Raw genomic sequence first — 15,388 nt, 5'->3', positions numbered from 1 at the left:
TTACGGTGCTGTCTTCATCGTGAACACCTGGGGTACGGTTGAAGCTGATCTACTTCTCCGTGGCAGCTGTCTGCCACGTAACCGTTAGAATAGTTTTAAAACAAAATTGTTCTATTTCCTGTGCTTGTCATACCTTGTGAAAAAGTCTAGAGTTTGGAGCCGATACATTATCATAGCACTGAGGCAAATATGGACATTGTACGTTATATTCACGCGGCCGATCTGCACCTGGATACGCCCTTTCGTGGCCTTTCGCGGGAAGCAGCCCAAGGGGGGCATCTGGCGCAACTACTGCACGATGCCACTTTCAAGGCCCTGGAGCGCCTTTTTCGCTTGTGTGAAACAGAAAAACCCGACTTCCTTGTTTTGGCTGGCGATATCTATAACGAAGAAGATCATAGTGTTAAAGCGCAATTACGTCTGCGCGACGGCTGCCTGCGCCTCAATGCAGCCGGGGTTCGCGTCTTTATTGCCCACGGCAATCATGATCCCCTAAACTCCATGCTCGAGTCCATCCGCTGGCCCGATAACGTGACGATTTTCGGTCCGGAAGTTGAGCGGCACATCGTAGAAAAAAATGGAGTGCCTCTGGCCGTAGTGCACGGCATAAGCCACTCCAGAGCCCGCGAAGGCCGCAACCTTGCCCGCCTTTTCCGGCGCGATGCCACGCACAACTGCTTTCAGATTGGTGTACTACACTGCACAGTCGAGGGTGAAAACAAAGCCGACCGCTACGCGCCCTGCTCGCTTGACGACCTTAAAAATACCGGCCTGGATGCCTGGGCGCTTGGACATGTGCATGAAAGGCGCACCCTGAGTCATGAACCGTTTATTGCCTACTGCGGTAATAGCCAGGGCCTGCATATCAATGAAACCGGTCCACGCGGCTGCCTGCTGGTCACGGCTCACCCATCCGACGTGTTGCCCGGCGCTGAAGAACAAGAGGCCGTTTCGTATGTCTGCCATGCAGATTTTGTGCGCCTTGGGCCGGTTCAATGGGCTGGTCTGGACCTTGACCTTGATGGCGTGGAGCATCTTGACCATGTGGAAAGCCGCCTTGTTCAATGCCTTGACCAGGCGGCGGAAGCGACCGAGCCAGGCTGCGAAGCCCTGCTTGCACGAATTCGGCTGCAGGGCCGCACCAACCTGGATGCCGCGCTGCGCGAAACAGGCAACCAGGAAGACATCCTGGAGCGCATGGGACATCTCGCTTCCGGCACACCGGGCGTCTGGATCAAAGACCTGCATGTGAACACAAGTCCCCCTGTGGACAGCACCCAATACCTGCAGCGTGAAGATCTGCTTGGCGAAACCCTGCGCCTGGCCCTTCGCATGAGCGAAAGCCATGAAGCCCTGCAGGCGGTGGGCGGACCAGCCCTGTCGCCGCTGTTCTGTCATACCCAGCTGCGGAAAATACTGGCTCAGCCGGATGATAGCCAGATGCAGGCCCTGCTGGAAGAAGCTCAACGACTTTGCATAGACCTTCTGGAGGTCCGCTGATGTATATCCAGTCCTTCCACATGGACGGATTCGGCATTTTCTCCGACCTGACGGTTGAAGGTCTGGCTCCCGGACTTTCCATTTTTCTGGGAGAAAACGAGGCCGGAAAATCCACCTGCCTCGAATTTCTACGCACCACGCTGGCGGGCTATCCCGCGCCCAACAGCAGAGAAGGCAAGCTGATCCCCGGTCCTTTACGTGGCGGCAATGCGGGCGGCAGCCTTACCCTCAATGCGCACGAAGAAGGCATCCTTCGTCTCACGCGCCGCCCGGGCGGTTCCGGGGGACACGTTTCCCTCACAGACGGCCAAGGCAAACCTTTGGATGAAGACGTGCTGCGTCGTCTGCTTTCCGGCGTTAGCCGTGACGTATACCGCAATGTTTTCGGGTTCAGCCTTACGGAACTGGAAAATATGGCTAATCTCACCGGCGAAAGCGTGCGCCACGCCCTTTATGGCGCCAGTTTCGGCCCCGGGCTTCGCTCTCCGGGTGAAGCGCTGGCTATCCTGAAAAAACAGACGGACGAAATTTTCAAATCCGGCGGCAGCAAACCCCCTCTCAACCAGGCGCTCAAGCAGCTCAACGAACTGCGCCAACGCATGGCCGAGCTGCGCCAGCAACAGGCGGGTTTTGATGCCCTTGCCGGTGACCTTGGCGAAAAGAAAGAAGAACTGGCCTCCATGCGCAGCCACAGGTCACGGCTGGAAGAAGAACGTCGCCTGCTTGAGCGTCGCCTGGGCGTATGGTTGCAGTGGAATGAGTGGCGTATGGTCTGCGCAGCCCTTGAGCGGCTGGGACCTATCAACACTTCATTTCCCGAAGACGGGCAGGCACGCCTGGCGCGTGCACAGGAAGCGCGCGAAAGCTGTGAACGGCATCTGGCCGCGCTTGCAGAAAAACTTAATCTTTTGCATGAACGCCGCAACGCCATCCGACTGGATCAACCCCTTCTGGAGGCACTGCCTTCCCTGCGCCGCTTGGCTGAACGCAAAAGCGGATTTCGTCATGCGCTGACAGCGTTGCCCGCTCAGAAAGAGCACTGCCGTCGCGCTGAAGAAGACCTCACGCGCGAACTGGCGCGCCTTGGTCCGGACTGGACCTGCAACCGCATTCGCCAGACCGACCGCTCCCTTTTTGCTCGTGAGGATCTGGAGAAACAGGCGCGAGAAATGACGGCTGCCGCATCGGCCCGGCAAGCTGCCGTGGACAGTTTGAATCAGTGCAACCGTGAAATGGAAATTGCCGAACGTGAAGTGACTGCTGCGCAAGATGAACTTGCCCTTCTGCCGGCTCCTGTGGCCGCCCTGGACGATGAACAACGCGATGACCTGCGTCAGACACTGGCCCGGCAGGAGGAAATGCGCCGCCAGCTGCCCTCGCGCCAGCGTGCCCTGCAAGAAGCACGCACCATGTTTGTCAGAGCGTACGGCCCGTTGCGGCTTTCCGGCGGAGCGCACACTTCTCATACCCTGGACGACGAAACCGTTGCAGCGACCCTGGACACCCTGTTGGCCCAACAGGGTGAGGCGCTGGAACTCGCCGGCCGTGTCCAGGAAAAACTGGGGAATGCTGACGAAGCAGCCCAGGCGGTGCAACAGGCAGAAGAGCACCTTGCCGCTGGCAAGGCGCGTATGGAAGCACTGCGGGAAGAACAGCGGGGCATTAATGGCCCCACACGCGAAGCACTTGATGCCCGTACAGCGGCCCTGCGTTCATTGCGCGCCCTCTCTTCCGTCCTGGGTACGGAAAAACAACGGCTTGAGGAGCTTGAAGCAAGACTGGGCAATGAGCCGCCGGTCAAGCGCATCAAAAACCTGCCCCTCTTGCTACTCGGTCTGCTCTTTTTTTCAGCCGGAGCAGCCATGCTTCTGACCTACTGGCGTATGGGACTTACAAGCATTGCCTTGGGCGAAGGCCTGGACGTGCCGGTCAACCTCTGGTCGGGGTATCTTATGCTGCTCTGTGGCGTGGGTTTTCTTGCAGGCGGCTTGCCGCACAATGGGCCGGAAGCCAGACGGCGCAAAAAAGAACTTGCTCAGCTGGTCAGCCGACGTGAAACCTGCGCTGGCCATGTGACAGAACTGGAAGAGCAGGCTCGTCAGCTCTGTCGCACAGCCCAGGTGCAAAATATGGATATGGTCACCCTGGAAGCCACGGAAGTATTGTTGGAACGAGAGCGCGAGCAATGCTTCCTTGAAGAACGCACCCGCAAAGACATGGATGCGCTCAAACGCTCCATTGATCTTGCTCGCACCGAGGTAAGCAGGCGCCAGGCCCAGTATCAGGAAGCGGAAAGCGTGGTGCAACAAACCCGTCGCCGCTGGCATGAGTTCATGCTTACTCTTGAGGTCGGCAATGTTCCCGCGCCAGAGGGGGCCACGGCTTTTTTCGCTAAAGTTGAATCCGCCCGTCTGGCGTACAGTGCTGTGGCTGCAGCACAGACTGAACTCAGGACGCTTGAGGAAGGTCTCGCTCATGCCGAAGAGCACATGCGGCGCTTCCCCGCTGTTGCCGAACGGCTGCCTGCCGGAGAGGACACGCCCGGAACATCGCAGGAATTGCCTGCAAGAGCAGATACGCCCAGCAATGCAACACCGTGCGGAACACTTTTTTCTGACATTCTTGCTGAAGTTGTGCGCCAGATACTGGAATCATGCCGGGAGGCCGATGCCGCACGGGAACGGCGCATCAAGGCCGAAGCTGCGTTGCAGAGTGCGGAAAGTGACCGACAGCGCGTCCTCATTCGCCAGACCGAAGCCATAACAGGGCTACGCAATGCCGAAGAACGGCTCGCTGCCGCACGCAGCCAGTGGTCACACTGCCTTGAAGGCTTGGGGCTTGGAGCGGAACTTGATCCGGAAACCGTCCGCGAGGCGTTCAAGTATATGGAAAATTGCCTGGCCGCAGAAGCAGACCTTGAGCGCGCCAAAATGGAACTGGCACAAAGCCATTCCGAACTGGCCGCATTGCGTGAACCTTTGTCCCTCACGCTCGACAGTCTGAACCGCTCGCCCCAGATTGACGCCGATGGTGGACCAGACTGGCTGCTCAGTCTTGATTCTTTACTTGAAGCAGCGGAAAATGCAGTCACAGCACGCACACGCCGTCTGGCCATGGAACAGGAACTTGCCGCTCTTGATGATGAGGTTCGTGCCGCTCAGGTTGCTCTGGACACGGCTGTACATGCTGAGCGGGGCTTACTGGCCCTGGCAGGGGCGCAGGACGCCGAAGACTTTTTACGTCAGGCGGCGGCACACGAAGAGCAGCGCAAACTGGCCCAACGCAGGCTGGACCTTGAAGATGCTTTGCGCCTCGCGGCGGACAAATGCCCGCTTGAAGATTTTCTGCAACAATTTGAGAATGAAAATCGCGAAACCCAGGAAAACCGTTGCGCCGAAATTACGGCGGAACTTGCCCAACTTCAGGAAAAAGAACAGGAACTGGCCGACCGAGTCAGCAGTTTACGCGCCAGGGTGGAAACCCTGTCGCATGATGACGAGCTGGCAAGGTTGCAGCAACAGGCTGCCACGCTTGAGGAAAGCATGCAACGCATGGCGTATGAATGGAGCCGTAGGGCGCTTGCCCGCGGTATTCTTGAGGCCGCTAAAAATACCTTTGAGCGCGAACGCCAGCCAGAGGTCATTCGCCTTGCATCGGAAATATTTGCGCGTATTACTGGGCGTAGATGGAAGGCCATCAATGCCTCTCTTGAGGACAAAACTTTAAGCATTCTGCCAGCTCAAGGCGAAGCACTTGCTCCTGAAAATCTCAGTAGAGGTGCGCGCGAGCAGGCATATCTGGCCCTGCGGCTGGCCTACATCAAAAACCATGCGGCCCATGCCACTCCCTTGCCTGTCATTATGGATGATGTGCTGGTCAACTTCGACCCACAGAGGGCCGAACGCACAGCCCGCGCTTTTGTAGACCTGACTACTGAAGGAAACGGCAAGGGACATCAGATACTTTACTTCACCTGCCAGCCTCATATGGTTGACCTGCTGCGCAAGGCAGACCCTGCTGCCGCGCTTTTTCATGTGGAACACGGAGATATCAGAGCAGCCTGACCTCACCTTTTACATTGCGCAAAACCAGAATGCCGTCGTCCTTTGTGGACGACGGCATTCTGGTTTTGCTGCGTCAGAAACGGAATCCAGCCAGAACGTGCCTCCTTGCATTATAACGTACCGGCGCAGAACCATACCTCCTTTACGTAGATATGCATTATTTGCTTTTAGCCGACCTGCCTGATTGTTCGCCGTAAAGTTTTTTGAAAAAGAATTTCAATTCTATTGACATCACTTTTCAACTATGCAAAGGTGCGCCAAGCAATCACGTACAGCGGAGGCAAAGCATGGTTTATAATGGTGATTCTGCACCGGTTTCTGACGTTACCCACCGCTTCAGTCAAGATAATCTTCACATTTGCCTCAATGACCAATTCGGCCCGCACCAGGCTGATGCTGTCATTGATCTTTTGCGCATCAATCATATGAACTGCAAACGTATTTTTATTGACGTGCGCCAGGTGAACCAACCTGTCCCTTCGGCCATCAGCACATTTAAGGATTCGCTGATCCTTGGTGGTCTCGGCACAGAGCGAGTTATTTTTAAAGGAAAAGCCGGTTTTGTTATGGCGGTTGACGGCAATCGTGTGCTTATCCAGCAAGAGAAAAAGCACATCTGCAAAGGCAACTGTGCCAACTGCAAGTGCGGGCACCATAAGAAGGAACACACGCACGATCACGAGCATGAGCACCATAATTAAATAGTTCGCGTATGCTACGCAATAAGTGAATGTTCTTAATGGTTGCGGCATTGCTCACCCCTGCCTGAACGATATCGTTATGCAGCCCATAACGCGGAAGTGCAGAAATATTTCTGCGTAAACCGCGCAAACCATATGGAGGAAAAGGTATGAGCATCAAGGAAAGGAAGCTTCTGCAACGCTTCAAAAAAAGCTGCATGGTGGCGCTGCTTGCTGCCGGCATGCTGATGGGTGCGGCCGGGGGGACCAAAGCCATCGAATTTAAGGCACAGGGCGAATGGCTCATGGGCTTCGGCGTGGCTGACGCCCCCTTGGCGTCCCATGCGCGGACCCCGCAGGGCGGTTACGCAAAGGAAAAAGTTAACGACAACGATATGTTCGGCGCTGCGCAGCGTCTGCGTCTGCAGTTGGACGCCGTTGCTTCCGAAAATCTGTCCGGTACTGTTTTCTTTGAAATCGGCACCCAGAACTGGGGCAAAGCCGATGAAGGCGGCGCTCTTGGTGCGGACGGCAGTAACGTCATCAAACTGAAAAACGCCTACCTTGACTGGATCATCCCCCAGACTGATGCCCGCGTCCGTATGGGTATCCAGGGCTTGGCCCTGCCTGACATGGCTGGCGGCTCTGCCGTGCTCGACGGTGACGTCGCTGCTATTGTCGGCAACTACAAATTTAATGAAAATGTCGGCCTGACCGCTTTCTGGGCGCGTCCGGTCAATGACAACTTTGATGCGGGAAAATACGGCAGCGGCGATCACAAGGCGAAGAACAACTATCTGGATAACATTGATCTTTTTGCCATAACCGTGCCTGTAACCTTTGATGGCGTGGAAGTAACGCCCTGGGCCATGTACGGCATGCTGGGCCGTAACGCCCTGCGCGGCCTGAGTGAAATTAATGATAACGAACCCTGGGAAACCAGCGACGGTATCCTTGGGCAGAGCCTGCCCGGCCTGACCGAAGGATTCAACTTTGCTGGTGCTACTCCGCTTGATTCCCGTGCAACCAGCAAGCAGTACGGCAACATGTTCTGGGTCGGTCTGCCCATCGGCATTACCATGTTCGACCCGCTCAATATCGAATTCGACATCAACTACGGCTATGTGGAAAGCATGGGCCGCTACGATGTGGTGAAGCGCGGCAACGATAGTGATGTGGTTCGCGGCAGTACCGAACGCCAGGGTTTTGTTGCCAAGGCTCTGGTAGAATACAAGATGGACTGGGCCACCCCCGGCATCTTTGGTTGGTACGGCTCCGGTGACGATGGCGACATCAAGAACGGCTCCAAGCGCATGCCCTCCATTGCAGGTGCGGGCAATTTCACTTCTTTTGTGGGTGACGGCAACCTTGCCTGGGGTGCCGGTCCGGGCGACATCTGCGACTGGAATATGACGTATGCCGGTACCTGGGGTATTGGCGGCCAGTTGAAAGACATGAGCTTCATGGAAGATCTCAAACATACACTGCGCGTGGCCTACTGGGGAGGCACCAACGCTCCCTCCATGGTCAAGTATATGGAATCTGCCTCTTCCTGGAACAGTGGCTTCGGCGTGGATGGTCCTTACCTGACCACCAACGATGGCTTGCTGGAATTCAACCTGATCAACCAGTGGCAGATCTACGAAAATCTGGAAGCCAACTTTGAACTGGGCTATGTTGTCAATATGATTGATAAGGATACCTGGAAGAAGGACGGCTACTACAGCGGCAGCGGCAACGGCTCGTTTGAAAAGCAGGACGCCTGGAAAGCGCAGCTCGTTTTTGCCTACAGCTTCTAATTTCTGTTGAACAGACCGGGGCCTGAATCAGGCCCCGGCTAGTAAGGCCCACAACCGCGCGCGTCCCCTTCCCGTGCGCGTATTGATCCGCTGTCTTCAACAGAAGACGGCGGATTTTACCATAGCTTTCCCTTTCGGGATGATAGGGTCACTTCCGAAAACCAAAGCCGCAACGACTTCAAACGACTTGACACTGTATGAAAGGATAAATATAACAACAAGATTGCGCGCTCGTAGCTCAGTTGGATAGAGCGACAGCCTCCTAAGCTGTAGGCCACAAGTTCGATTCTTGTCGGGCGCACCATTATATTTCAAAGGGATACGTGATTTACTCACGCATCCCTTTTGTCGTTTTTGCTTGAATTTTGAACTTGGTTGCCACCCGCCTTACTTAGGGGAAAAAATTTTTCCCGGGGGGACTGCGTAATACTTACCAGCGACGGCTGCTTTCTTTTTTGGGTACATGCTCTGCGGGTACGTCAAAGCATGTTAAGCCACAAGCAGTTAAGCGTGAAAAAAAATAAAATACATATGAGTTGCTGGTAGATGATTTTTGCAAATATCGAGCTATACCCTACGTTCTCCAGGCCTGCTATATTTGTCTTTCAGGCATGTATCCTTTTTTGCGCCTTCTGCATCAAGCTGGGCAGACGAAGCAAGTTTTTCTGCTTGTTTTTCGTTAAACTGGCAGGCCCCGATACATCGGATACCCCCGCAATGAGGACACGCATTCCTCGGTTGAGGCAAAAAAAGATCTCGAAAAATCCCCAAAAAAGTTTTTATGTTCATAACAAAATCCTACGTTGCATATACAGTTGCCGCAACAGGACTCGCGAGCCGCTCCATTGGTTGCCGTCTTTTGTGTAAACGGATAAGAACAATACAAGCATGAAAAATAATTCGGGAGTCGGCATGGAAAGCAGGCGTTTTATGGAAAGGGCCATTGAACTCTCCAAACAAAGCATGGCAGCCGGAGGGGGACCGTTTGGAGCGGTGATCGTGCGGGACGGGAAAATCATAGGTGAGGGGACAAATAACGTTACCCCCCATAACGATCCTACAGCACATGCCGAAGTGGAGGCCATCCGGAATGCCTGTCGTGCGCTTGAAACGTTCGACCTCTCAGGCTCTGCAATATTTACAAGTTGCGAGCCTTGTCCTATGTGTCTCAGCGCCATATGGTGGGCGCGCATTGGGAAAATATACTTTTCCAATACTAAAGAAGACGCTGCTGATGCCGGTTTTGACGATGCAGCCATATATTGTGAAATCTCCAAAAAACTGAATGAGCGCACACTGCCTATCGAACAGCTTTATTGCAAAACCAGTTCCGAAGTTTTCCGGCAGTGGCAGTCTTGCGAAGGGAAAACAGCGTACTGAGTCGCGAAAGTCCCCACCGTGGACCTTTTTCACGTTGTGCTGCAAAAATATTTTGCCTGGTCGCCCCGCTGTCTTTCCCAATATACCTGGACGGCAGAGGCCCGCTCTGCATGATTGGCATTGGTAGTGAACTTTTTCTTCTGTGGCCTGGATCTTGACAATATCCTTTATGCCAGCTATGAAATCCAGATTCATAACCTGAGGCGCAGTTTGTTTTCGCGCAGAGTCAATGCGACGCGCCAATAGAGTAGGTACAAAAACATCTTGTTGGTATCGATCAATTTTCTTTTCACGCCGGTGTTTTTAGGCGCTTTCTCTGCAGAGCAAGAAAGTGCCTTTTTTTATGGTGAGGAGCATTCATGCAACTAGCTGAATTAATTAAATCCATAGAAGAAATCGCTCCTCTGCAGACTGCAGCCTCGTGGGACATTTCCGGCCCTCAGGTAGCGGCTCTGCGTCAGGACATCAGCAGTATTGCCGTCTGCCTTGATCCTACGCCCGAATCTGTCAGGCAGGCTCTTGACCTTGGCGCACAATTTGTTCTGAGCCATCACCCGCTTTCCCTCAAACCTGCCCTGCCATCGCAACTTGACACATACCATGAAGTTTTGCGTTTGCTCATACGCGCAGATGTTCCCCTCTACGCCGCCCATACTTCGCTGGATGTGAACCCTCAAGGTCCCGCAGGATGGCTCGCTGCAGATCTTGGCCTTGCAAACACAACAGTGCTTGAGCCGGTAAGCCAGCAGCAGACTGATAGAAAACCAATGCTCGGCTATGGCCTCATCGGCGACCTGCCGCAAGCTCTGGCTATCAGCGATATTATTCACGTCCTTGAAAGCGTGCTTGACCTTTCCACAGCGACCCTCAGTGGGCCGCCTCCCGGAAAAATCCACCGGCTGGCCTATTGCACCGGCTCCGGTTCATCATTGCTGTCTGCGGCCCACAAGGCCGGGGCGCAACTGTTTATTACCGGCGATGTAAAATACCATACTGCGCTTGAGGCGGAAATCCCCCTGCTGGACGTGGGTCACCACAGTCTTGAAGAGGAAATGATGCGCCGCATGTGCCGTTTGCTCCAGCAACAGCTTCAGGGTGTTGCCGTTCACTTCGTGCCCTCGGCATCGCCTTTTCGCGCTGTTGCCCTGTCATGACTATCAGGAGGTCTTTTTATAATGAGTAATGCCGTTTACTTTGATCAGATAAAGCAGCTTGTGGAGCTGCAAAAGGTTGATGACGCCATTTATGCGGTACGGCAGGACATGGAGCGTGCCCCCAATGAGCTGAACTCGCTTGAGCAGCGTTTCAATGCCAGCGAGACGCAGCGTAACTATATTGTGGACAAGCTGACCCATCTTCAGGAACAGCAAAAACGCCTTTCACTTGAAATCGATGATGATGCCGCCCGTATTAAAAAGAGCAAAAACAAGCTCATGCAGGTAGAAAATACACGTGAGTATCATGCAATGATGCGCGAAATGGACGGCATGGAAAAAGTGAACCGCTCCCGTGAAGAGGAAAAAATGACTCTCATGGAAGAGCTGCAGTTCCAAAAAGACGCTTTGGCCGAACTTGATCTTACGCACTCTGCCGTCAAGGCCGAACTTGAAGTCAAACGCGACGGTCTTGAAGAAAAACTGCAAAAATGTACTGCCGCCCTTGCGGAACTCAATGCAAAACGGGCCCAGGTCAGCAAGCACATCCCCCAGCCTGTGTTCATGCGCTATGAGTTTATCCGCGAACGGCTGGAGCACCCGGTTATCGTGGCTGTCAGGGAAGGTATCTGCTCGGGCTGCCACATTGCCGTTCCGCCGCAGTCTTTTATCGAACTGCAGCGCGGCCAGCAGATTTTAAGTTGCCCCAACTGCCAGCGCCTCATATTCTGGTGCGAACATTTCACCGTTGCTGAGGCGCCTCAGTGTGCGCCCAAGCCGCTGACTGATTAATACTTTTTGGTGCATGAAAAAAGGCCGGACCGCATTGAAAAACACGCGGCCCGGTCTTGTGTGACGTGCTTCACCCATGTGCCTCCATATTGCGGGAGTCGGACGGATCGTCGCCGCGGGGGCAACTCCGGGGAGGAAAGTCCGGGCTCCAAAGGGCAGAACGCTGGATAACATCCAGGGAGGGCAACCTCCGGACAGCGCCACAGAAAGCAAACCGCCCGGCCTCGGCCGGGTAAGGGTGAAACGGTGGTGTAAGAGACCACCAGATGCCGTGGTGACACGGCATGCTCGGCATACCCCGTTCGGAGCAAGACCAAATAGGGAAGGCGGCCGGCCCGGCCGAAGCCTTCCGGGTAGGTTGCTTGAGGGTGTGGGCAACCGCACTCCTAGAGGAATGACGGTCACACGCGGGCAACCGTGTGGACAGAACCCGGCTTACAGTCCGACTCCCGCATACTGTCAGCCAGAGGCCTAGCCATGCCAGAAACTTCCGTGCCCCCCAGAGGGCAGCCCGTAAAGCCATGGGCCATACTGCTGGCCGCCGGACAGGGCCGTCGCCTTGCCGCCGCCACGGGCGGGCTTGCCAAGCAGTTTCTGCACTGGCAGGGAATGCCCCTGTATTGGCACGCCGCCAAAGCCATGAGCCGCAGCGCGGCGGTGGCGGGCATTGTTTTTGTTTTTCCCCCTGCCGATTATGACGCACATGCAGAAAATCTGCGCGCTCTTTATGCTGCTGGTGATTTGGGGTTGCCCTGCCTTACAGCAGTCGGCGGAGCACTGCGCCAGGACTCCGTACGTCACGGGCTGGCCGCTTTGCCCGCAGATGTGCGCCATGTGCTTATTCATGATGCGGCCCGGCCTTTTGTCAGCCCGGCGTTGATACGCAAGATATGTGCGTCCCTTGAATCCGGTGTACCGGGAGCAATCCCGGCCCTGCCGGTAACAGATACCATAAAGACCGTGTCACATGACCTGGTTACAGGCACCTTGCCTCGCCATACGCTCAGGGCAGTCCAGACGCCTCAGGGCTTCCGTCTTGACCTTCTGCTTCAGGCCCATTGCCATGCGGAAAAACAGAAACTGAACGTCACTGACGATGCTTCCCTGCTGGAAGAGATGGGGTGTGAGATCCACGTGGTTGAAGGAGAAGCCGCCAACGTGAAAATTACCAACCCAGAGGATATGGATCTTTTGCGCCCCCCCCATGCCCTGCCCCGCCCTTGCACGGGCATGGGCTACGATGTTCATCGCTACGCTCCGGGCGGCCGCCCCATGCGGCTTGGCGGCGTGCTCATTCCCGCCGGGCCTGAGGTGGCCGCACATTCCGATGGCGATGTGCTGCTGCATGCTCTGACCGATGCAATACTCGGCTGTGCCGGTCTCGGCGATATAGGTCAGCACTTTTCTGATAAAGATCCCCGCTTTGATAATATTTCTTCAGCGCTCCTGCTGGACGAAGCTCTGGATATGGTACGCAAAAAAGGTGTGCAGTTGTGTCACGCCGACCTTACCCTAATTGCCCAGACGCCCCGTCTCGCGCCACACCGCGAAGAAATCAGAAAAAACATAGCCCGCCTGCTGGCTTTGCCCGCCAACTGCGTCAACCTTAAAGCCAGCACAGAGGAAGGGCTTGGATTCACAGGCCGCGCCGAAGGCATCAAGGCATACGCCGTTGTCACAGCGTGGGCAGGCGCCCGCGCCGCCTTTGCGCCGCCGTCTTTTTTGCAACGCGACATCTGATTCACAAGGATCGCCATGAACACAGAACTGTACCGTCCCTGGTTCGCTCACTACGATGCCTTTGTGCCGCGCATCACAGAAGCATGGGATAAACCCCTCTATGCCATGCTGGACGAAGCGGCGGACAAATACCCAAACCGCCCGGCGGTCATCTTTCAGAACACCCGTATTTCTTACAAAAAACTGCGTGAAAAGGCAGAACTCTTCGCTGGAGCGCTCAAACGCCTCGGCGTCAAGACTGGGCAGCGCGTGGCACTCATGATGCCCAACATGCCTCAGACCGTGGTGGCCTTCTGGGGCATCATCAAGGCAGGCGGCGTGGTTGTCATGACCAACCCCCTGTATATGGAAAAAGAGATCATTGCCAACATGCAGGATTCCGGGGCAGAACATATTGTCATGCTCGACCTGCTCTGGCCCCGCGTATCTGCTCTGCGTGACCGCCTGCCGTTGCGCAGTTTCATCGTCACTGGTGCGGCGGACGCGTTATCTTTTCCGCTTAACTTGCTGTATCGGCTTAAAAAGTCCCGTGGCAAAAAAACTTCCATACCGTATGACGGCAAAAGCGTTTTTGAATGGAAAAAGGTATTCAAGGGTGCAGAGCGGTATTCTGCCCCCATTGCCGATCCTCACACTGCCCCCATCATGCTCCAGTACACGGGCGGCACTACGGGCTTGCCCAAGGGCGTCACGCTGACGCATACCAACCTTGGCACCAACTGCCGCCAGGTTCTCGACATTATCAATGTCAAGGCGGAAGATCACCACACCTTCATCTCGATTCTGCCTTTTTTTCACGTGTATGGCCTCACTACCGGCCTGATTATTCCTATCGCGCTGGCTGCCACTACCCTGCCTTTGCCGCGCTATGTTCCCCAGGACGTGCTGCGCCTGATCGGCAAACATAAGCCGAGCATCTTTCCCGGCGCGCCTTCGGTGTATATTTCGCTTTTGCAGCAAAAAAATCTTGCCCAGTATGACCTGCGCTGCATCAAGATATGCGTTTCAGGCTCAGCTCCCCTGCCGCGAGAAATTTTCCGGCAGTTTCAGGACACCACGGGCGCTTCCATTCTCGAAGGTTACGGCCTTACCGAAGCCTCGCCGATTACCCACTGCAACCCATTGGGCAAACAGGGACAAAAACCCAACTCCATCGGCATGCCTCTGCCCGGAACTGATGCCCGCATTGTGGATATGGAAGGAGGCTCCCTCACCCTGCCGCCAGGCAAGATGGGCGAACTTATCGTTTCCGGCCCGCAGGTCATGAGTGGCTACTGGCGGCGCCCGGACGAGTCTGCCAGTGCGCTGCGCAACGGCTGGCTGTACACCGGCGATCTGGCCACAATGGATGAAGACGGTTATTTTTATATTGTGGACAGAAAAAAAGACATGGTGATTGTCAACGGCTACAACGTCTACCCGCGTGAGGTGGATGAAGTGCTGCTGGAGCATCCCAAGGTACAGGAAGCCGTGAGTGTGGGCATTCGTGATGACGTGCGCGGCGAAGTGCTCAAGGCTTACGTGGTCACCCAGGACGGCGAAGAACTCACCAAGGCCGACATCGTTGCCTGGTGTCGCCAAAAGCTGGCCGGATATAAAGTTCCGCGCCTTGTGGAATTTCGCAAAGAACTGCCCAAAACTATTGTAGGTAAGGTGCTTAGGCGCGCCCTGCGCGAAGAAGAAGAAAGCAAGGCCGCCAGTCGCAAGCAGCGCAAGGCAAAAAATGTGACGACTGCAGAAAACGGCCAGGAACAACCTCAAGAGAATGCCTGATGCGCATACTGGTGCAAAGAGTTACTGAAGCTTCCGTGAACGTCGATGGCCGTCAGGTGGCGGCCATCGGCCCCGGCATCATGGCTCTGGTGGGCTTCGGCCAGGAAGACGGCCCGGACTTTCACAACAGACCGGCTTTTCGGGGTATGGCCCAAAAACTGGCCGGTTTGCGGATTTTTCCCGGCCAGGGAGAACTTGCCAACAAATTTCATACATCACTTGAAGAGTTCGGCGGGCAGCTTTTACTCGTACCGCAGTTTACCCTGTATGCAGACTGCCGCAAGGGCCGCCGTCCGTCCTTTACAGATGCAGGTAATCCGGCATGGGCGGAACCAATGTTTGAACATTTCGTGAAGATAGTTGACGAATCTTGCAGCGTCAGCGTATCTTCAGGTATCTTCGGCGCCGACATGGCGGTGCGCCTTTGCAATTGGGGTCCTGTCACCATCTGGCTTGACTCGCTCAGCCTGTTCGGCAGTTGACGCCCGCCCACCCAGGAGGCCCGG

Annotated in this window: 10 protein-coding genes, 1 tRNA gene and 1 other RNA gene; 11 read left to right on the top strand and 1 reads right to left on the bottom strand. The window is 55.3% G+C overall.

The annotated features are described in order from the left end of the window. Positions 1-189: 189 nt before the first annotated feature. Together ACZ495_RS04785 and ACZ495_RS04780 are read left to right on the top strand one after the other, a co-directional pair. Entirely contained in the window at positions 190-1,500 is a 1,311-nt protein-coding gene (locus tag ACZ495_RS04785; RefSeq protein WP_012624873.1) for a metallophosphoesterase family protein, read from the top strand. Further along, complete coding sequence (locus ACZ495_RS04780; protein ID WP_464262736.1) at positions 1,500-5,564, top strand: AAA family ATPase; 4,065 nt, start codon at positions 1,500-1,502, stop codon at positions 5,562-5,564. The genes ACZ495_RS04785 and ACZ495_RS04780 overlap by 1 nt, the downstream gene beginning before the upstream one ends. Positions 5,565-5,806: 242 nt before the next feature. Here ACZ495_RS04780 and ACZ495_RS04775 read toward each other — a convergent pair whose 3' ends face one another. Continuing rightward, positions 5,807-6,250 carry a hypothetical protein gene (locus ACZ495_RS04775; RefSeq protein WP_464262735.1) on the bottom strand — a complete coding sequence of 148 codons (444 nt, stop codon included), beginning with the start codon at positions 6,248-6,250 and terminating at the stop codon, positions 5,807-5,809. Between the two features lie 164 nt (positions 6,251-6,414). Between ACZ495_RS04775 and ACZ495_RS04770 the strand changes: the two genes are divergently transcribed. The 9 genes from ACZ495_RS04770 to dtd all read left to right on the top strand — a co-directional run bounded on the left by ACZ495_RS04770 (position 6,415) and on the right by dtd (position 15,364). Further along, positions 6,415-8,043 (top strand): outer membrane homotrimeric porin, encoded by a 1,629-nt coding sequence (locus tag ACZ495_RS04770; RefSeq protein WP_464262734.1) that lies wholly within the window; start codon positions 6,415-6,417, stop codon positions 8,041-8,043. 227 nt (positions 8,044-8,270) lie between these two features. After that, a tRNA-Arg gene (locus ACZ495_RS04765) sits at positions 8,271-8,347 on the top strand. A 584-nt stretch (positions 8,348-8,931) separates the two neighbouring features. Beyond that, entirely contained in the window at positions 8,932-9,423 is a 492-nt protein-coding gene (locus ACZ495_RS04760; protein WP_296985581.1) for a nucleoside deaminase, read from the top strand. A gap of 359 nt (positions 9,424-9,782) precedes the next feature. Beyond that, the gene (locus ACZ495_RS04755; RefSeq protein WP_464262733.1) at positions 9,783-10,577 is read left to right on the top strand and encodes a Nif3-like dinuclear metal center hexameric protein; all 795 of its coding nucleotides are present in this window, start codon (positions 9,783-9,785) and stop codon (positions 10,575-10,577) included. Between the two features lie 21 nt (positions 10,578-10,598). Next, entirely contained in the window at positions 10,599-11,369 is a 771-nt protein-coding gene (locus tag ACZ495_RS04750) for a zinc ribbon domain-containing protein (protein ID WP_012624879.1), read from the top strand. Positions 11,370-11,463: 94 nt separating this feature from the next. Then, positions 11,464-11,823: RNase P RNA component class A (gene rnpB / locus ACZ495_RS04745), an RNA gene on the top strand. Positions 11,824-11,846: 23 nt separating this feature from the next. Continuing rightward, complete coding sequence (gene ispD, locus ACZ495_RS04740) at positions 11,847-13,109, top strand: 2-C-methyl-D-erythritol 4-phosphate cytidylyltransferase (RefSeq protein ID WP_464262732.1); 1,263 nt, start codon at positions 11,847-11,849, stop codon at positions 13,107-13,109. 15 nt (positions 13,110-13,124) lie between these two features. Then, entirely contained in the window at positions 13,125-14,882 is a 1,758-nt protein-coding gene (locus tag ACZ495_RS04735) for a long-chain-fatty-acid--CoA ligase (RefSeq protein ID WP_407844395.1), read from the top strand. Then, a complete protein-coding gene (gene dtd / locus ACZ495_RS04730) occupies positions 14,882-15,364 on the top strand; it encodes a D-aminoacyl-tRNA deacylase (protein WP_012624882.1) in 483 nt (160 codons plus the stop codon). Before ACZ495_RS04735 ends, dtd begins: the two co-directional genes overlap by 1 nt. Positions 15,365-15,388: the final 24 nt, after the last annotated feature.

This window comes from Desulfovibrio sp. GTC20076 (assembly GCF_055385905.1).
The sequence above is the reverse complement of the archived record's forward strand: the minus strand, read 5'-3'. Positions and strand labels throughout refer to the sequence as shown.